Origin of the sequence: Phyllobacterium sp., assembly GCF_037994425.1 — a bacterium.
In the GTDB taxonomy this organism is placed as follows: domain Bacteria; phylum Pseudomonadota; class Alphaproteobacteria; order Rhizobiales; family Rhizobiaceae; genus Phyllobacterium.
The window spans coordinates 16,445-35,059 of the sequence record NZ_JBBNAM010000113.1 but is presented as its reverse complement, the minus strand read 5'-3'; the positions used below and the strand labels follow the sequence as shown (position 1 = coordinate 35,059).

The following is an 18,615-nucleotide window of genomic DNA, read 5'->3' as shown; positions in this document are numbered from 1 at the left end:
GGTATATTGCAAAGTATCATAGGATCCAAAAAAACTCGGTTGATTTGAAGGCAACTCTCTGGCAATCATTCCTTACAGTCAAAGGAGAGGGTTGGCTGTTCGGTCCAACGACCGCCAAAGGAGGAGGAGTTACATGTTCAAATCCATGCTGACGCGTCGACACGCGATGCTGGGAGCTGCGGCCTTGCTGGCTGCCGTTGCCCTTGCAAAACCGGCGAGCGCCATCACGCCAGACGAAATCAAGGCTCGTGGCAAGGTGATCGTCGGAATTCAGGGAGATAATCCCCCTTGGGGCTTTGTCACCAGCGGCGGCAAACAAGACGGACTCGATGCCGACATCGCTACTCTATTTGCCAAAGAGCTCGGCGTATCCGTCGAATTCGTCCCGCTTGAGGTCAACAACCGGATCCCCGCGCTGACAGCAGGACGCGTCGACGTTTTATTTGCAACGATGGCCATGTTGCCGGATCGGGCAAAGGCTGTGCAATTTAGCAAGCCGTATGTTGCCAATGCGATTGTCCTGATTGGGCCAAAATCGGCAGAGATCAAGACGAATGCCGACATGGAAAAATTCAGCGTTGGCGTGGCCAAGGGAGCTGCTCAGGATACGCAGGTCACCAAGAATGCGCCGCCGAATACTACGATCCGGCGCTATGATGGCGATGCCGCAAGCATTCAGGCATTGGTCTCCGGCCAGGTCGAAACTCTTGGCGGCAATATTTTCTACATGGACCGGGTGGAGAAGGCTCGTCCAGGCGAGTTCGAGAACAAGCTTGAATTCCAGAAGCTCTACAATGGCGCCTGCACCCGCCTCGGCGAAAAAGAAATAAACGCTGCAATCAACACCTTCATCGACAATATCAAGGCGAACGGGGAGCTTAAGAAGCTCTACGACAAGTGGATGAAGGTTCCGGTTCCACAGTTCCCCGAAAGCCTTGAAGGCATTTCGTTCGTGGCGAACTGACGCCTAGGTCCGCTGGAAGCGATAATGGATGGGCGTTGCCGACGATGCCTATCCACGTCCAATGCAATGTAGAGAGACCGGCGTCGAGCCTCGTCCGGGAGCGTGTTCATGAACAAAACAATCTTTGTGCTCAACGGGCCGAACCTCAATCTTCTTGGTCAGCGCGAGCCTTTGATCTACGGCACCACGACGCTTGCAGATATTCACCAGCGATGCGTGGCCAAGGCAAAGTCATTGGGATTCGAGATCGAATTTCGGCAGACGAATTTCGAGGGCGAACTGGTGGAAAGTGTGCACCAGGCACGCACCGACGCGTGCGGCATCATCATCAATCCGGCAGGCTATACCTTCACGTCGATCGCCCTACTCGATGCGTTGAAAATGTTCGATCCGCCCAAGATCGAGCTGCATATTTCCAATGTACATGCGCGCGAGAGCATCTACCACAATTCGCTGATTTCACGCATTGCCACCGCCATCATGATAGGCTTTGGCGCCGATGGCTACGAACTGGCCGTCCAGGCCATGGCCGGAATGGTCAAGCGGGGCTGATCGTAGGAAAAGCGACGGACGATAGCATGAATTACCAGTTGGACTTTACACCGGTGATCGATGCCCTGCCGAGCCTCCTGCTTGGATGTCTAGGTACGTTCCTGCTTGCCATTTGCGGAATGCTGCTCGCCATCATTATTGGAATTGGCGGTGTTGCCTTGCGTGACTCGCGTTTCAAGCCGGCTCGATGGTTGATTATCGGTTTCGTCGAATTGATCCGCAATACGCCCTTCCTTGTCCAGATATTCTTCATCTATTTCGCACTGCCTCTCATCGGCGTCAGGCTCGACCCAACGCCGACAGCGATCATCGCGCTCGGTATCAATGGCGGCGCCTATGCAATCGAGATCATTCGCGGCGGCGTCCAATCCATCCCAAAAGGCCAGATGGAAGCTGGTCTTGCCCTCGGTCTGCACAAGGCCCAGGTCTTCAGGCTGATCATTCTTAAGCCGGCGCTGCGGGCGATTTATCCTTCGCTGACAAGCCAGTTCGTTCTCTTGACCCTGTCGACAAGCATTGCTTCGGCGATCTCGGCCTATGAACTGACCTCGGTTTCGCAGCGCATCGAATCGGAGAGCTTCAGAAGCTTCGAAGTCTATTTCACGGTCACGGTCTTCTACCTCGTGATCTCCTGGCTGATGATGCGTCTGTTTGCGCTCTTCTCGGCCCGCTACTTCAGATATCCGGTCAAGTAGGAGCGCATCATGGGTCCCGAAGAATTCGTCTTCCTCCTTATCGGCCTTAAATGGACTGTGGTCCTGTCGGCAGTTGGTTTCGTGTGCGGCTGTGTAGCCGGGCTCTGCGTCGCGCTCGCACGCACGTCGGGTGTTTTTCCGCTCGAACGCATCATGGCCGCCTATATAGCCATCTTTCAGGGAACGCCGCTCCTGATGCAGCTCTTCGTCGTTTACTACGGGCTGGCGCTGGTCGGTTTGAGGCTCGATGCGTGGATTGCTGTCGCCATCGGCTTGACCCTCCATGCGAGCGCATATCTCGGCGAAATCTGGCGTGGGTCGATCGAAGCCGTTCCGCGGGGCCAGAGCGAGGCTGCCAAGGCGCTCAGCCTCAGATACGTCTCGCGGATGAAGGACGTTATCCTCCCGCAGGCATTGCGCATTTCGCTTCCGGCAACGGTGGGTTTTCTCGTCCAGTTGATCAAGGGAACCTCGCTCGCGTCGATCGTCGGCTTCACTGAGCTGACGCGGGCCGGGAACATCATTTCCAATCAGATTTTCCAGCCATTGACCGTCTTCGGGATTGTCGGAGCGCTGTACTTCCTAATGTGTCTGCCTTTGACCGTCCTCGGTGCGCGCCTTGAACGAAGATTTGCCGTGTCGGCGCGCTGATTGCGCCGACTTTCCATGATATGTGGAGCCCTGCGATGACCAGCACTCGCCCCGCCACAGCCGCAGACACCATGATCACCATGGAGCACGTGGACAAATGGTACGGTACTTTTCAGGCCTTACGTGATGTCAACGTGTCGGTCCGCAAAGGCGAGAGGATCGTCTTGTGTGGGCCTTCGGGCAGTGGCAAATCCACACTCATTCGCTGCATCAATCATTTGGAAACCTATAACAAGGGTGAAATCCGTGTCGGCGGCATCCTTCTCGGTAACCAGGCCAAGGCGATTGACGCTGTCCGGCGTGAGGTCGGTATGGTCTTCCAGCAGTTCAATCTGTTCCCGCACCTCACTGTGTTGCAGAACTGCATGCTTGCTCCCCTGCGCTCGCTGAAGATCCGTAAGGACGAAGCCGAAGAGCGGGCGCTCGGGCTTCTCGAGCGGGTCAAGATCCGGGAGCATGCTGACAAGTATCCGGGGCAACTTTCGGGTGGTCAGCAGCAGCGCGTTGCCATTGCCCGCGCGCTCTGTATGCGCCCGAAGGTGATGCTGTTCGATGAGCCAACCTCAGCGCTTGATCCGGAAATGGTCAAGGAAGTTCTCGATACCATGATCGGGCTAGCCGAAGAGGGCATGACGATGATTTGTGTTACGCACGAGATGGGGTTTGCCCGTCAGGTGGCGGACCGCGTCATCTTCATGGCGAATGGTGCGATCGTGGAGGAAGCGGCGCCTGCCGAGTTTTTTACGAATCCGCAGCATGAGCGAACCAGGAAGTTCCTCGGCGAAATTCTCAGGAAGTGAACGGTCAATTCCGGGAGCGAGGGATATGAAACGGCTAATGATTGCAGTCATGGGAGCCGGCTTGATTGGCAGACGTCACGCTGAGCGCATCATGTCGGAGCCCGGTTGCATCTTGTCGGCCGTGATTGACCCATCGTCCGCCGGCCGAAGTTTCGCCGAGAATGCAGGTATCCCGTGGTACCAAAGCTTTTCAGACATCCGCGTCGGGGACAGGCCGGACGGCGTCATCATTGCGACGCCAAATCAGCTTCACGTTGAAAACGGCATTGAGGTCGCCGCTGCCGGCATTCCAGCTCTGATCGAGAAGCCGATTGCCGACGATGTCCGCGCGGCAGAAGTCCTCGTCGCCGCCTATGAAGAGGCTGGCATACCGCTCCTGGTCGGCCATCATCGACGATACAATCCAATGATCCAAGCAGCCAAGAAGGTCCTCGATAGCGGCAGGCTTGGCCAAATCGTCAGCGCGCATGGTACGTTCTGGGTCGCCAAGCCGGATGACTATTTCGACACGCCGTGGCGGCGGGAAGTTGGTGCTGGACCGATTTTCATCAATCTGATCCATGATGTTGATGTCTTTCGGTATCTTCTCGGAGAAGTCGAAGCCGTGCATACGATGGAATCGCGCGCGGTCCGCCAATATCCCGTCGAGGATACGGCCGTCGTCTCATTGCGGTTTGCAAGCGGGGTACTTGCCACGTTCAACGTCAGCGATGCCGTGGCGGCTCCCTGGAGTTGGGAAATGACGACAGGTGAGAACCCTGCGTTCCCGCGTGAGGACCAATTCTGCTACCAGATCGGGGCCACGCAAGGGTCCCTCGACATTCCACAACTGACCCTTTGGACATATCCGTCGAAACCCGACTGGCTGCAACCACTTGTCCATGAACGCATCCCCTTTGAGCCAGCTGATCCGCTCTGCGTCCAACTCAAGCATCTTTGCGACGTTATTCGGGGCAACGCCACACCGCTGGTCAGCGGGCGCGAAGGGCTCGCCACTCTCAGGGTCAGCGAAGCGATCAAGGCATCTGCACAGACGGCGCAAGTGATCCATCCATCAAGTATTGGTGTTGAAGAAAGCTTGGCAAAATGATCACTGGAACGACCAAACTCATTGCTCACCTCGGCTACCCCACCGAGTCATTCAAGGCGCCGCTGATCTACAACCCTTATTTCGAGAAAAAAGGCATCGATGCGGTTGTCGTTCCCATGGGTTGCAAGCCGGAAGACTTCGCGATGTTCCTGAGGCTACTCTTCCGGCTTTCCAATGTTCACGGCGCCCTTATCACTATGCCGCACAAGATTGCGACGATGGCTCTGCTGGACGAAGCGTCGACCAGTGCCAAGGTTGCGGGGTCGTGCAATGCAGTGCGCCTCGGCGCTGATGGCAAGCTGATCGGTGACATGTTCGATGGCGAGGGGTTTGTACGCGGCGTTCTACGCAAGGGAAGAAGGGTTGCAGGAGCGCGGGCGCTCGTTGTTGGAGCCGGCGGCGTAGGCTCGGCAATCGCGGCTTCATTGAGCCAGGCTGGCGTGGACAACCTTGGGATCTTCGATGCCAATGAGACAGCAGCGACTGCGCTGCGGGAACGCCTCAACGAATATTATCCTCGCCTTGACGTCTCCACCGGCTCCGCCGATCCCGGGGGATTTGACATTGTCGTTAATGCTACGCCGCTTGGAATGCGACGGGGGGATCCATTGCCGATCGACGTCAGTCGTATTGCCCCGTCCACATTCGTCGGCGAAGTGGTGATGACGGAAAAAATCACGCCATTCCTCGAAGCCGTTCGGGCTAAAGGCTGTGCCTTTCAAGTCGGCATCGATATGCTGTTCGAACAGATTCCCGCTTATCTCGAGTTCTTTGATTTTCCAACAACGACGGTGGATGAATTGCATGCAATTGCAAAGCTAAGTTGAGCGGGTGACCATGAGCGTTCCGTCATTCAGTTATGTTGTTTGCCGGGCTTGTCGATGGCCGACCCGGCCAGTGATCAAAGAAGCCGCTTTTGCGCATGGTCGAGGAGGTAGAATCGCGGCTCGGCAACGCACGCGCTTTTGGTGCCGCCGCCGCCAGATCATCTGATGTAGTTGCCTGGACAACCTGGAGCGTTTTCTTCATCTGGCAAGTCCGGCATACCCGCACCAGATCAAAGCCGGCCTCGCACATGTACAGTTTGAAACGATCCATCTGTTTCTTCACGGCAATGGTCGGGTCAGCCGGCTCTTAATTACATTGCTCTTGTGCAGTTCCGGCGTTCTGAAAGAACCTGTCCTCTATTTGCGCCGCCCTATTAGCGACTACTCCAGGAAGTGAGGACCAACGGATCTTGGGTTGGGAGACATGGACGGGGTTTTTCTTGCAAGACGTGGCAGAAACGGGCAGGCGGCGAATATCGCCAGAGACCTTAGCCTCTTTAACGCAGATCGGTTGAAGATCGCCTCCGACGGTCGGGCGTCGACCTCGATGTTGCGCATCCATGGGCACTTGCAAAGACGGCCCATTATTACCATCCAATCGGCCTCATCGGAGCCAGGGCGGTCAATTCCTGCGCGGTTGACCGCGTTAACGGAGCAAGGATTGCTTTCATGAGAGGCGGATTAGAGCTTCTTCATACTTGACTAGCTTCGCCCGTGCTGTCGGATTGTCCGGCTGTTGTTTGACCTTCCTCATGTTGTCCGTGAGATCCGCTATCTTGACGCGTCGTCCAAGGTCGTTTCCCCTGGTTCGCTGCACAAAGTCGAAATACTCTTCACCTTGCCGGCGGCTTACAGAATTGATGGCTTCAAGGATGTGAGTAGGGAAGCCCTCGGAACGCAGGTTGTCGAGCGTCCATCCAGTCTTCTCGACTACGTCGTGCAAAACACCGACGATCATTTCGTCTGGCTGATGCAAGGCAAGCATCACCCGCAGCGGATGCAGGATGTACGGCTCGTCATCTATTGCGAAATCACCAGCATGTGCGCTGGCAGCAATTGAAATGGCATTCTCCAAAGTCGACATCGAAAGGACTCCTGGAATTTGATTTGACGAGCTTAAAACCCTATGAGAGTTAAGGCGTTCCCTTGGTAAGCCATTTTTCTTTTGGCAGATTGAGGCGCATCATTGGGGGAGGCTTCGGACGATGAGTGAGCTTACGAAGATACCGTTCCCCGAGTGTGCCCCAATCCCATGGCTATGGAACTTGAATCCTCGAAAGGTGACCTTCGAGTAAACGAAAGATCCATTCTGCTCGGTCGTCTACGAACCCGCCCAACTCCCAGCGATGTGACGGTCGTAAGAGAACCTTGGCAATGGCATGCCACCTTCGTCTTGAAATATAGCCGCTGTGATCACTGCCTGGCAGTGCGAGTAGCGTCGTCTCATCTTGACGCTGGCCTCGCGAGACCAAAGCCGAAGTTTTCGAATTCAGCAATAAAGGCTGTAACATCTTTCGGGCTGTTGATGGGGATCACACCTCTATCGAGGTATCAGCTATTCCTGCCTTCTTGAACGGCCCCCAAAGTTGCTTCGGTGTAGCCAATAAACTTGCAATGCGCGAACGCATCGGCGACGAAATCACGAGCGGTCGGGCGCATCAGCATATCTGTTGTGCTCGCCGCCGAAGAGAGTACCACAACAGCATCGTAGAGCAGGGTGGCGCGCCATCCCCATCCGCGGCATTGGTGCACCGAGAGGAAGTTCGACGCTATCGGGTCTTTGATGCTGTCTGCTATGGTTGCGTGCTTTGGCGTCGGCCGGACTCCGGGTCCGCTTGTCAGTGCGCGATTGAGAACGGCGCGGCCGGTGGCAACCTCGGTCCGCTGAGCCGCTAAACACCGTGCACGCAGACGCGGTCCGATCAGCGTCTTGTAGCGTCCGATAGTCGTTTCGATCAGGGCGGGTTTGCCGTAGCTGGTGGCCGCGTGCCAGTTCAGCCGACTCCGTTCCGCGATCGCCATGATGTGGCGGTCCCTTTGGCTGAGTGGGCCGGTATCGCAGCTTTGCACCGCCGTCGAGGTCTCATCCTAGGTATGATGCGTAATTGATTGACTTAACGGTGATTTGAGCGCGTTAGTAGGATGTCGTCAGGCATGAAACGGCTACTGACGCTTGAGAGTATCTGCTCCCGCCTATTAACCGCGAGGAGACAGACATGTTGCTCACCCGAAATCCCAAAGCAAGCCCGCCACTTTTACTCGCGGATGATTGGATTTTGCTGCAAGCTGCGCATGACGCCGCCTCGAAGAATTTGGGTCGATCCCCCACCGGTCACCGCTACTCCGACCGCTTGGCCAAGCAGGTCTTGCGCTTGTTCAATTTGGGCCATCGCGACATTGCGATCATCGCGGCTGTCGCCGCCCAAACGGAACGTGCCCAAGCCTATCAATCGTACAGTCTCAACAAATTGCTGACGCTCGTCCCTTCAAACGAAGGGGGAAGGCAATACCGGTTGTCCGGCTGTGGCGCGAGCCTTGACGGGTATCACTAACATCCGGCCTTATCCTGTACGCAATCTACTTCTGAAAATAGCTGGTTTAGCGGAGTAATCGGCCACCCAGTGAGGGGTCTATGATGAGCCAGAAACTAGACGGGAAACTACAATGCGAAGAATGCCAGACGATTTACCTGAGCATTCCAAGAGTAGACGCGGGTGATGGACCCGTCTTCTGCAGCGGGTGTGGCGCATACATGGGCCGTTGGCGGGATGTACAATTGGAGTTTACCGTGCAAGGTGGTCAAAACGGGGTGTTCGAATTGTCGAATGGTCAAATCATCCGCGTCGAGTTTTATGGTAAGACACCGAGGCTTGGGCCTTAGGCAGACGAGTTGAGTTTGCCTTAAGCGCTCGGCTCTTCGCTTTCTTCGAGACGCTTTAGCAGCTCAGTGAATCTTCCAGGGTCGAGCGGGCTAACACCGCGCACGACCTTGGTACCCCGCGTGCATGATTTGGGCCCTTATGTTCTTGCGGCGCTGTTCTTCGTCGTCAGTCAATGGTCTGGTTTTAATGATATTTCGGGCAATGTTACCTGTCTTCACCTTTGGTAAGATCAAGCAGGTGGATGACCCCCGGCAGTGAGGCTCGGCTCATTGGTCCCCAAGGATGATGGCTGGGCTTCATCAAGCAACCACGACCTCCAGAATGGCCAGTCCAACTCAGACGTGGGGGCTTGGCGCGGAAGTCTCGCCGGGACAGTGGGCATGCTCAACCTTCTCCCAGCGCCCCAAAATCAATGGACATTCAGACCACGCCCAATATCCCTCTAAGTGCTAGCTTTTTCCAACTCTAAAAGCCGACGCATACTCAACCCCTGTGTAGGTTGGGAGGGAATGAAATGCGGTTGTCATATCCTGCTGTTGTATTTTCAGTGGTCGTATCGCCGGCCGTGGGAGCCGACGGACCTTTGACAGCAACGGACATCAAGCAGCAGGTCATCGGCAAGTCCTGGTTAGCATGACAGCCAAGGGCAAACCTTTCACCGATATCAGGCAGCCAAACGGCAGCGACAATGGCGATTCAGGGCGTCGGCAATATGGCAGCGAAGTGGCGGCTGAAGGGAGATCAGCTGTGTTGGTCGGTGAAAGGAATGGCATCTCCCGAATGCAGCAAGGTCACAGTCAACGGGAGCAAACTGACGTTCACGGATGCCGGAACCGGCAAGGTCCATAACGTTTATTCAACCGCCAAGTAAGACCCCTTGGCAGTACCGCCCGATGCTAGCTCGACACTCTCGGAGCTAACTCGCGGTGCTTGGCCCGCCGAGGTATGAATTGATAGCATGGACGAAGATGATCGCTTCTTGGAGTGGCCACGACCGCGCTGCCATTTTTGTCGGCATATTATATATCAATATCAGTAAGTCGATTTAGCCACGCGGTGGCCCGCTGCTTGTGTTGCGTTGACTGTATTGGCGGTGTCTGCGCCCATGCCTCTAATTGTGTTCGCACAAGCGGTAAGCGTCAGTAGGGCGAGCACAGCGGCGATTGGAACGATGTGTGGGCGTCTCATGGGGTGTCTCCTGAATTCAAACCTGGTGATAGATGGAGAACGCCGCGGGCTTCGTTCGGTTCCACGCGGGGGTTGAGGGAAGGGGACGGTGATCCTAATTTCCCCAGTTCAGCGGCCCGTCATCTTCATGGCGGCGTCGGGAGGTCGGTCGCCGACGATCTCGATTTTTTACACGGCGTCGAAATTTTGTTGTTCTCCTTGTCGGATAGCCGACCGCCGCGGCACCGAGATTCTCCTTGAGACGGTGGAGCCTCGCCATAAGTACGTGTGCCCAATATGATGATTTGATAGTCAGAAAAAGATACATTATTTTTTTACATATGCGCATTGCCGCTGCGTCCGTTCCACATCAGATCATAAAGCGCGGCCGTGCCCGAGGGCGGGGTGGGGTCTCACGCCGAGTGATTTTCCGGACGTCGCCGGACGCGATGCAATTGACCAGGGACGCTCCCGACTGGTCAAAGGTGGGAACCTTCGGCGCTTGGCGCGAGGCCCGTACGACTTCCCGAAGGCTCATCCGCAACTTAGTCCGCTTTCGCCGGCGCCTGACGATGTCGCGAAAGCATTGGCGCGGGAGACCGAATCCCAGGTACAGATTGCAGGTGCGCGCGCGGCGAATGCGCTCGGTCTCTCCAATCAGGTTCCGGCAAAGAGCACCTATCTGACCAGCGGCGCGTCCCGCCGAGTCGTGTTGGGCAAGCGCGTGGTCGATCTGCGTCACGCATCGCCCAAGCATCTGATCGCTCCGGACAGCGCGGCCGGAACCGTCGTTCAGGCCCTTCGTCACGTGGGAGCAGTACGTGCCGGCGACGTTGCGCAGATCGCGGCGCGTCGTTTGTCGGCCAGCGACAAGAAGAGGCTCGCATCCACAGTGGTCCAAGCTCCCGCTTGGATGCGATCGACGCTTGTCTCAACCGCCAATGCAGCGATCGATGGATATGGCAGCTCCCGCCGACGATCATGAAGTATCGTAACGGCAGGGGGTCAGGTTCGCGCACTTTCGCAGACATGCTTTCAAGCGTCTCAGTGGTGTACTGTTTGATGCCTACTTGGAGATAACATTTTTCTCACCTGCTGGTGCCTGGTCCATGACCAGCAGTATCGTGGGCTTCTCGCCAGCATTCTTGCCTTTGTGCCTTTGTTTGACGGCCTCAACGATAAAATCGCCTTCCTTGAAGTTGCGAGTCTTTCCAGTATCTAGGTTTGTAACCTCGATGTCTCCGGAGATGACATAAGCATAGCGTGGAAAAGGATGCTCATGCACCTTCAGCTCCGCCCCAGGCTCGATTTTATAGATGGCGACGTTAAGTTCCGGAGTTTTGGGTAATTCAATCGGCTGCCCGGAAACGGTTCGCGTTGTCTTTAAAACCGGCGTCACTGTGACTGGCCCCCGATCGGAACGCGTACAATTGCCACCATCGCGGCGGTTTGTTCCGTATTTGCCGTTGGGCCCGACCGCTCCGTCTTTGCCGTCGCAATTGTGTCCATATTCGCTGCCGGTATCGGCTGCCACAGTTCCCTGGCCTGAATCGGCGATCGAACCGCCCTGATGCGAAACCAGAATTGTCGTTGCAAGAATGGCGATAGATAGTGCTCTCATGCTGTTTTTCCTTTCATTCAAGCATGTTTTTGTTCATCGCTCCGCGTGAACTTTCGCCCCTTTGTGCTTTAACAATTGGATCAGTCTAATTTCGAAGGGACGCCCCTTGACTTGAGTACCGCCAGCTTTGAGCCAAACCTCGACAATCTGGCTGCCCTCGACCTGGTTGGGAAGAAATGGAACTTCGGCCGAGACAGTATTTGGTCCCTCGACCCTAAAGTTGGTCGGAATGTCGCCGAAGAAGACTTGAGTGGTGCCGAAAAGGTTCTTTCCGTGAATACGCACAGTAGTTCCACCACGACCGTAGGGCGGAGTCACTTCGGAAATTGAAGGGGGTTCTGCAGAAGCCCGCACAAGCGAGGTAAATAGGATGAGCATGGAAATGAGAGGCATTTGTTCTCCACTTTTTTGCTGTCTAAGTAATTCACAACATAGTTTGAATATATATTAGGCAAAATGAGTGCATTTGAGTGCAATATTGCGCATCTTAGCCCAAATATACGTCAGTTATTAAGTAATAATAAACAATCGTATTGATACGATGTCAAATGTTTTTACATTGTATTTGCGCGTGACTCAAAATCGGTCCGGAGAAGCAGTGATTGCGGAATGATTACCTCTGGTCAAAACCTGTATCACTATCATGGTTCACCAAATCAACATTTCGCTATACGCAGCTCATCCTCGAGTTGATGGTCATCTCGGTTGTCATCCGCCATGGGCCTTTTCCAACCGTTCGTTTACCAGGCTCTGATTGATCGGTACTGCCTTTCGAGCGTGAAGCGACGCTCGACATCATCATCGTCCTGCTTGTTGCAACTAACATCACCAGCAGCTTGTTGTCGGCCGTAGCGAGGCACCTGGAGACAGATATGAGAAACAGGCCGATTGCTGAGATCGCCAAGCGTCCCTTCGATCACGTACTTTGGCCTTCGGGTGAGCGTAGGCTTTCTATTGCGTCCGTGGCTTGATATTTAAAGACCCTCGCCAGCAATTTTGTTCGCACTGGCGAGGGGGCGCCGTAGTTAAAGTTGCAAAGGGCTATTGGGTTACCCGATACGGCGCACAAAAGGTTCTGCGTCACGAGACTGGAATGCTCGAGCGCGATGTTGCATTTCAGCTGAAGATGAAATCTGAAGCTTCCAATCCTTTGTGGATGTCGCGGGTCGTAACGGTTAAGTTGATGCCGTTCTCAGCGTTTGTGACGCTGTAATCTTCGGTGGTTGCACTGGTGTCGGTGAGCTTTACAATGTTTAGCGTTTCGAACGTGAGCCCGGCCAACTCTTCGCTAAGTTCGATCTTGTCTTCACCAGGTTGAAAATCGGAAACATGATCAACGCCCGTATTCTTGAGTTCGAATATGAATCTGTCTGCGCCAGCGCCGCCCGTCAGCGTATCATCACCTTGTTCGCCAAATAGCCGGTCCGCGCCGTCGCCGCCCGACAGCGTATCATTACCCTCATTGCCGTGCAGGCGATCGTTGCCGGCTAAACCGCTGAGTGTGTCATTGCCGTGCAGACCAACGGCGTAGTCGTTTTTGTCGGTACCCGCCCAAGTGTCGTTGCCAGGGGTCCCCTTGTAATCTTTTCCCCCGGTGTCGAGCGTTTGTTCCGTTGCTTTTTCTGCTTCCGCTTCCGAAGTCTTCTTCGCGGCCAATCCAACCCCGAGACCGACACCGATACCGCCCACGCCTAAAACCGTCCCAGCGACCGCAATTTTAGCCGTGATGCTTTGGGATGCTGCCGCGCCGAGTGCATTAATCCCGGTCATCGCTTGCGCGTGTTGCGCCCAAAGTTGTTGGGCGGTCGCTTCGCCCGGATTTGCGAGTGATTCATTAAACGCATTCTGGATTGCTTGAATCTCTTCTCTGGTATGTTGGCTCCAGTAAAATTTATTGGTCATATTGATGCGCGGAGGCATACCAGACTGCTCAGTTGGGGTCTGAGCGGTCATTTCCGCTTGAAATTCTTGGGTAGCAGTCTCGACATTTTGGTCGAGGGTTTGCAGTTCCGTAGCGTCTATCACGCCATCAGCATTTGCGTCCTCAATGCCAACGCCGCTATCATACTGCACCCCATCTTCGCTTATCGTGTCGGCGAGGGTGTCCAGATTGGCGGCTTGCTCCTCGGCAGTTGCTCCGAATTCGGTGGTTGCCTCGTCAAAGCCCATGTTCGCGGCGCCTGCGTCCTCCCATGAGCTGAAAATCGTATCTGCGAGTTCGATCGCCTCCGGTGCTTCTGCGGCAGCGGCTGCTGGCGCTGCTCCGTGGAATACTGCATAACCGGCGCCGGAGACGACCCCGACACCGAGGACAGCGGCCATACCGGCCACAATGCCCTTGTCACTGCCGCCGGCGTCGCCGAATGCTTTTGAAAACGCATCCTTCTTGTCGGATACGGAATCTTTGAGGGCAAGATCGGCGTTGTATTTGAGATCCGCGGTATCAAAAGACATGCGGTATCCCCGGGAATTTACGGGGTGGTTGCTGGCATCATTCTCAAACACAGTGCCGTCTTTCATTGTTTACTTGAGACTGTATGCCCAGTTATCAATACCGCTTGTGGTCAACACCTTGTCAACAAGCTCGGCAGTTGCGCCATCGGCCTTGTGCGCTTCGTTGTATTTGGCTTTCTCTTCGGTGATAATTCTCTTTTCTTCGGCCCGAGCCTGCCCGAAGATATCGGCGAGCCGGCTCTCTTCCGCCTGTACCCACTCTTTTTGGCCCTGCCGCAGCAATTCGAGGCCGTTCTTGCCCCTATAGTCGTCTTTCGGTACATCGTCGCCGATGCCCTGCTCCCTGTTTGGTTGTTTGTGATAATTGTACCACCAAGGGGAGCTCTTATCGTCGTATCGTTCAGGCGCTTTCCAATATTCGTAATTAGCATTTCCAGATTTGAATTCGTTACGAAGTGCCCTCAATTCAGTAGACTCTGTCGGCATTTTTGTATCTCCTCCTTTAGTTGAAGTTTAATTTGTTACATTCTTTCACCTTTAAAGTTCATCACTGTTTTATTCTTCACGAAGTGACCGTGAAAACTGGTCCGTCAACGGTTTCAGGAGATAAGACAGCGGCGTTCTTTCGCCTATCTCGATGTGAACATCTGCCGGCATACCAGGTACAAGCTTGATAGATGATACTCTTCGTAGTTCGCTGTCTGGCAGCTCGACCCGCGTCACGTACCACGATGCGCCGGTCTTCTCGTCGATGGTGGCATCGGCTGCAACGCGCACCACCTTCCCAAACAGTTCTGGTGTTGTGTGCCGATTGAATGCCGAAAGGCGCACGGTCGATTCCTGTCCGACGCCGACCTGGTCGATATCTTTCGGCATGACGCGCGCCTCAATTGTCAGAGCATCCGTGTTCGGCACGATCAGCATAAGAATGTCTTCAGGGTGAATAACAGCACCGCTTGCATAGACAGAAAGCTGATCGACAATGCCGTGACAGGGGCTTCGAATGGCGATGCGATTCAATTGATCTTCAGCGGCAACTTTTAGCCGGGCAAGTTCGGCAATCTTGCCTTGAATTTCCGATAGTTCGTGCAGCACTTCCTTGCGAGAGTCCTGATCAACTTGAATTATCTGAAGCTTGGTTTCAGCAATCTTTCCTTTCGCCTCAGCGATGGCGCTGGTGAGCTGTCCGTGATCGCCCTTAAGCTGCGCAGCGTCACGTTCCAAAAGGTTCATTCTCTCCAGCGAGACCAGTTTTTTGCTGTAGAGATCTCGTACGCTCTGAAGTTCGCCGGTGATCAGCGTAATCTGTTCATTTTTTGCTGCGATCTGTTTCTCCAGTCCCTCGATCTGCTGGTTGAGCTGAGTGACACGCTCGCCCAGTTGCGCCTTCTGCCCGTCATCCGCGGTGCGGCGCGCATCGATAAGCTTCCTTTCTCCGGAAATCAGTTTCGCGATATCGGACTCTCTTGCCGCGCGATCGAGCAGATCCTTTGGAAAGTCGATTGCAGTACTGCCGTCGCGCTCGGCCTCCAGACGCGCGCGCCTGGCGTTCAGTTCATCGAGCGTTTTGGTCGCTGCGACCAGGTTTGCTCGTGTAACCGTTTCGTCAAGGCGAATGAGCACGTCCCCAGCCTCGACCACATCACCGTCTTTGACAAGGACTTCGCCAACAACACCACCCGTTGGATGTTGCACCTTCTTTGAATGGGTTTCGACCACTATGGTCCCGGGGGCAATAACGGCGCCGGCCAGCTTTGCTGTGGCTGCCCATCCGCCGAAACCAAACACAAGAAAACATGTTAGCGCCGTGCCTGCGATGACGTGACGGCGGATTGAAGGCAATATCGAACTCATGACGTCGGATCCGAAATGAGCGTTAGATTGGCTGAAGCCCTCGACACGTTGGCGCGCAGCACGGTCTCCCTTGGTCCAAAATCTTTCAGCATTCCATTGGACATCACGGCGACGAGATCGACCGCGCCAAGTGCGCTAGGCCTATGAGCTATGAGCAGCACTACGCCGCCGCGATCACGTACACCACGGATCGCGGCACCGAGCGCCGCATCACCTTCTGCATCAAGGTTGGAGTTCGGCTCATCCAGGACCACCAGGAACGGTTCTCTGTACAGGGCCCTGGCAAGCCCTATGCGTTGCCTTTGCCCTGCTGAAAGTGCTGTGCCGTGCTCGCCCAGCCGCGTTTCGTATCCTTGCGGCAGGCGCAAGATCATGTCGTGGACATCTGCGGCCTTTGCCGCGGCCGCAATTGCCAACGGACAAGCACCTTCATCAAATCTGGAAATGTTTTCAGCCACCGTGCCGTCGATGAGCTCGATGCCTTGCGGCAAATAGCCGATATGTCGGCCGAGTTCCCTATCGTCCCACTGGTCGAGTTTCGCACCATCAAGGCGCACTGAACCCTTCAGCGTCGGCCAGGCGCCAACCACGGCCCGCGCCAGTGTGGACTTTCCCGCGGCACTTGGACCGATCACGCCAACCGCATCACCGGCTGTCAGCGACATTGTGATATTTTGAATGGTCGGTTTCGATGTTCCAGGTGGAGCAGCAAACAATCCATCGACAATCAAAAACTGGCAGGGTGCTGCCAATTTCATCGGCTCGGCAGGCGATGGCAAGGCGTCGAGCACTTTGGCCAGTTTCTTCCGGCTCTTGCGTGCGGCCATAAATGATTTCCAGTTCGCGATGGCGAGCTCGATCGGCGCCAGTGCTCGACCGGCTGCGATCGAACCTGCAATGATCGAACCGGCCGACAGTTCGCCGCGAATGACCAGCCAGGCAGCCATTGCCAGAATAAGCGATTGCAAGAGTCCGCGAAAAGATTTCGACAAACCACCAAGGCCGCCCGTAACGTCGCTTACCGACCTTGAGGATGAGATGAACGCGCGACTGATGTTGAGCCAACGCTCGGTGATCCTGTCAGCGAATCCCATCGCTTTCAAAACTTCGGCGTTCCTGCGACCGTTTGCAGTCAGCATGTCACGTTTGAGGGCAGCGCCAAGGGTTGACGTCAGCGGTCGGCGTGAAAAGATTTCAGTCAAAAGCGCGAGTATGGACAGTACCAGCGCGCCAGCTATCGTCAGCCATCCCAGCCAGGGATGCAGCACGAACAGAAAGGCGAGAAAAATCGGCATGAACGGAGCATCCATGATCGCAACGATTGCAGTGCCGGAAAAAAAACTGCGCAACGTGTCAAGCTCACGGACAGGCGATATCGCCTCGCCTTCTTGCCCCATCCGAAGCGGTATGGTCAGGGTGGCTCGATGCACCGTTTTTGCGTACATCTCGTCAAAGCGGGCGCCCAAACGCACCAATAGTCGCGATCGGACAACATCAAGAGCGCCGTTCATTGCGTAAAGGCAACAAACGATTCCAGTCAAAGCAACGAGGGTAGGGATACTGCGGCTGCCAAGTACCCTGTCGTAAATTTGCAGCATGAATATCGAACCGGTCAGGGCCAGCACGTTTATAGTTGCTGAAAACAAAGCAAGCGATACCAAGGTCGTTTTCTGATGTCGAAAAAACGATAACAAACCGCCACCCCCCCGTTGCAATCCAGCCACGCCAATCTCGTCTTCTGAGCAAGTTCTTAAAGTGATCCCCTCGCCGAGTAGAAGTTTAGCGCAGGCCCGGCGAGGGGCGCGCTGTCCATCGGGCTCAAACGTGGGGTTAGCTACCCATGGACGACGCTATGGAAAGATCCCCTCGCCAGAATCGATGAGAGAGAGTCGCTTGCCTCTGACTCTGGCGAGGGGCGGGTTGTCTGAGAGATGGTGAAGGACAGACGACCCGATGAGATTCTACTTCTTCCAAAAAGCGCAATGTTCTTGCTTACGCCAGAAACTTGCGCCAACGACTACGCCCGGTATTGGGTAGCAATCGTGAAGCGACATTTGCATTGACCAGGTAGATGTTGATCGATCGTCGACCAATGAACGCAATCCCTGCTTGCAACAACATGCGCTTGCCGCACGAGAGCGTGAGAGTGGCATTGCTCATAGCCGCAAACAGTTCCAACCTCTGTATTTCTCCTTAGAACGTGCCTAACGTTTGTTCGGCAAAAAAACGCCCTGGTTGCCCTTGAAAGACAGAAGCGCGCAACACGCTTCCGTCTTTGTCGAAAGGGAACGTCAAAGTTTGGTGCTGGCCCCCTTGTTCGGTGGGCCACTGTTTCCGATCACCTCCTCCAATGCGACCTTATTGGCCCGCGATACATGGTATTTCTGCTCGTGGGGCGCTTCACAGCTACTCGCATGTAAATTCCCCATTTGCCGCAGAAAGTAATCCATGCAGGCTAGATCATAATTTGCTGTATATCAACGATCGTATAAACACAAAATATAACATCGTATTGCGATTTGTGGCTTTGCAATCGATTCATATTGAATTAATTCACGGATGTATTAAACATTTACACTCACATGCACACAATTGCACGAGGTATGATCTATGAAGTACGCAAATTTGACTCTCAGAGTTGACAACAGTACTCTCGAGATACTTAAGAAGTTGGCAAAAGACCAAGAGAGATCAGTAAATTCATATATGAACATAATTGTCAGAAAACATCTCGAGCAATGCAACAAAGAGTGCGACAAAGAACAAAGAAAAGAAGACTTAATGAAGCTGAAAGACACTGGACCCTCTGTCTGACGATTACGTCACGATCTATCGCGTCATTTTCCCCCCACCCGATCCTCAAGTCGTCGTTTCGGCGATCGCGATCGCAATCGCGTCGATTTTCGCGATGGTTGAAGCTTTCCAGCTAATCGGTCGGGACAACGCAAGGTACGACAAATCCAGGGAAAAGCGGGCGGATGTGGACAGATGGTTTCAAGGTTTTCCATGAACCGAAGAAGGAGAAGATACCCCAACGGCTCACCGGAAGCGGCAATTC

The 18,615-nt window shown here is 54.7% G+C and carries 17 protein-coding genes and 2 pseudogenes; 10 read left to right on the top strand and 9 right to left on the bottom strand.

The window, feature by feature from the left end; translation table 11 throughout:
- Window positions 1-133: 133 nt before the first annotated feature.
- From AAAB35_RS08340 to AAAB35_RS08305, 8 genes are all read left to right on the top strand, one after another.
- Window positions 134-964, top strand: a complete 831-nt coding sequence (locus AAAB35_RS08340; RefSeq protein WP_340667752.1) for a transporter substrate-binding domain-containing protein — start codon at window positions 134-136, stop codon at window positions 962-964.
- Between the two features lie 108 nt (window positions 965-1,072).
- Complete coding sequence (locus tag AAAB35_RS08335; protein WP_340667751.1) at window positions 1,073-1,516, top strand: type II 3-dehydroquinate dehydratase; 444 nt, start codon at window positions 1,073-1,075, stop codon at window positions 1,514-1,516.
- Between the two features lie 26 nt (window positions 1,517-1,542).
- Window positions 1,543-2,211, top strand: a complete 669-nt coding sequence (locus AAAB35_RS08330) for an amino acid ABC transporter permease (protein ID WP_340667750.1) — start codon at window positions 1,543-1,545, stop codon at window positions 2,209-2,211.
- A 9-nt stretch (window positions 2,212-2,220) separates the two neighbouring features.
- On the top strand, window positions 2,221-2,862 hold the full coding sequence (locus AAAB35_RS08325; protein ID WP_340667749.1) for an amino acid ABC transporter permease: 642 nt from the start codon (window positions 2,221-2,223) through the stop codon (window positions 2,860-2,862).
- A 35-nt stretch (window positions 2,863-2,897) separates the two neighbouring features.
- Window positions 2,898-3,662 (top strand): amino acid ABC transporter ATP-binding protein, encoded by a 765-nt coding sequence (locus AAAB35_RS08320; protein ID WP_340667748.1) that lies wholly within the window; start codon window positions 2,898-2,900, stop codon window positions 3,660-3,662.
- 25 nt (window positions 3,663-3,687) lie between these two features.
- A complete protein-coding gene (locus tag AAAB35_RS08315) occupies window positions 3,688-4,752 on the top strand; it encodes a Gfo/Idh/MocA family oxidoreductase (RefSeq protein WP_340667747.1) in 1,065 nt (354 codons plus the stop codon).
- Window positions 4,749-5,579, top strand: a complete 831-nt coding sequence (locus tag AAAB35_RS08310; protein WP_340667746.1) for a shikimate dehydrogenase — start codon at window positions 4,749-4,751, stop codon at window positions 5,577-5,579. The genes AAAB35_RS08315 and AAAB35_RS08310 overlap by 4 nt, the downstream gene beginning before the upstream one ends.
- A 175-nt stretch (window positions 5,580-5,754) precedes the next feature.
- Window positions 5,755-5,976, top strand: a complete 222-nt coding sequence (locus AAAB35_RS08305) for a Fic family protein (protein ID WP_340667753.1) — start codon at window positions 5,755-5,757, stop codon at window positions 5,974-5,976.
- Window positions 5,977-6,246: 270 nt separating this feature from the next.
- On the opposite strand, the gene AAAB35_RS08300 is transcribed toward AAAB35_RS08305, so the two are convergent.
- Both AAAB35_RS08300 and AAAB35_RS08295 read right to left on the bottom strand, forming a co-directional pair.
- Window positions 6,247-6,663, bottom strand: coding sequence for a GTP pyrophosphokinase (locus AAAB35_RS08300; RefSeq protein WP_340667745.1), 417 nt, complete (start codon window positions 6,661-6,663; stop codon window positions 6,247-6,249).
- A 755-nt stretch (window positions 6,664-7,418) separates the two neighbouring features.
- Window positions 7,419-7,553: pseudogene (locus tag AAAB35_RS08295) on the bottom strand (IS5/IS1182 family transposase); the annotation flags it as partial.
- Window positions 7,554-7,795: 242 nt separating this feature from the next.
- Here AAAB35_RS08295 and AAAB35_RS08290 point away from each other — a divergent pair.
- Entirely contained in the window at window positions 7,796-8,131 is a 336-nt protein-coding gene (locus tag AAAB35_RS08290; protein ID WP_340667744.1) for a hypothetical protein, read from the top strand.
- 1,362 nt (window positions 8,132-9,493) lie between these two features.
- On the opposite strand, the gene AAAB35_RS08285 is transcribed toward AAAB35_RS08290, so the two are convergent.
- Complete coding sequence (locus tag AAAB35_RS08285; RefSeq protein WP_340667743.1) at window positions 9,494-9,649, bottom strand: entericidin; 156 nt, start codon at window positions 9,647-9,649, stop codon at window positions 9,494-9,496.
- A 320-nt stretch (window positions 9,650-9,969) separates the two neighbouring features.
- On the opposite strand from AAAB35_RS08285, the pseudogene AAAB35_RS08280 reads away from it, so the two are divergent.
- A pseudogene (locus AAAB35_RS08280) lies at window positions 9,970-10,613 on the top strand (DUF6088 family protein).
- 81 nt (window positions 10,614-10,694) lie between these two features.
- Here AAAB35_RS08280 and AAAB35_RS08275 read toward each other — a convergent pair.
- The 6 genes from AAAB35_RS08275 to AAAB35_RS08250 all read right to left on the bottom strand — a co-directional run bounded on the left by AAAB35_RS08275 (window position 10,695) and on the right by AAAB35_RS08250 (window position 17,281).
- On the bottom strand, window positions 10,695-11,270 hold the full coding sequence (locus AAAB35_RS08275) for a cupin domain-containing protein (RefSeq protein ID WP_340667742.1): 576 nt from the start codon (window positions 11,268-11,270) through the stop codon (window positions 10,695-10,697).
- A 12-nt stretch (window positions 11,271-11,282) separates the two neighbouring features.
- A complete protein-coding gene (locus AAAB35_RS08270; protein ID WP_340667741.1) occupies window positions 11,283-11,642 on the bottom strand; it encodes an IPT/TIG domain-containing protein in 360 nt (119 codons plus the stop codon).
- A gap of 723 nt (window positions 11,643-12,365) precedes the next feature.
- Window positions 12,366-13,703 (bottom strand): hypothetical protein, encoded by a 1,338-nt coding sequence (locus tag AAAB35_RS08265; RefSeq protein ID WP_340667740.1) that lies wholly within the window; start codon window positions 13,701-13,703, stop codon window positions 12,366-12,368.
- Window positions 13,704-13,772: 69 nt separating this feature from the next.
- The gene (locus AAAB35_RS08260) at window positions 13,773-14,189 is read right to left on the bottom strand and encodes a hypothetical protein (RefSeq protein ID WP_340667739.1); all 417 of its coding nucleotides are present in this window, start codon (window positions 14,187-14,189) and stop codon (window positions 13,773-13,775) included.
- Between the two features lie 69 nt (window positions 14,190-14,258).
- Window positions 14,259-15,557: an HlyD family type I secretion periplasmic adaptor subunit gene (locus tag AAAB35_RS08255; RefSeq protein WP_340667738.1), complete on the bottom strand. Its 1,299-nt coding sequence runs from the start codon at window positions 15,555-15,557 to the stop codon at window positions 14,259-14,261.
- Window positions 15,554-17,281, bottom strand: a complete 1,728-nt coding sequence (locus AAAB35_RS08250; protein ID WP_340667737.1) for a type I secretion system permease/ATPase — start codon at window positions 17,279-17,281, stop codon at window positions 15,554-15,556. Before AAAB35_RS08250 ends, AAAB35_RS08255 begins: the two co-directional genes overlap by 4 nt.
- Window positions 17,282-18,615: the final 1,334 nt, after the last annotated feature.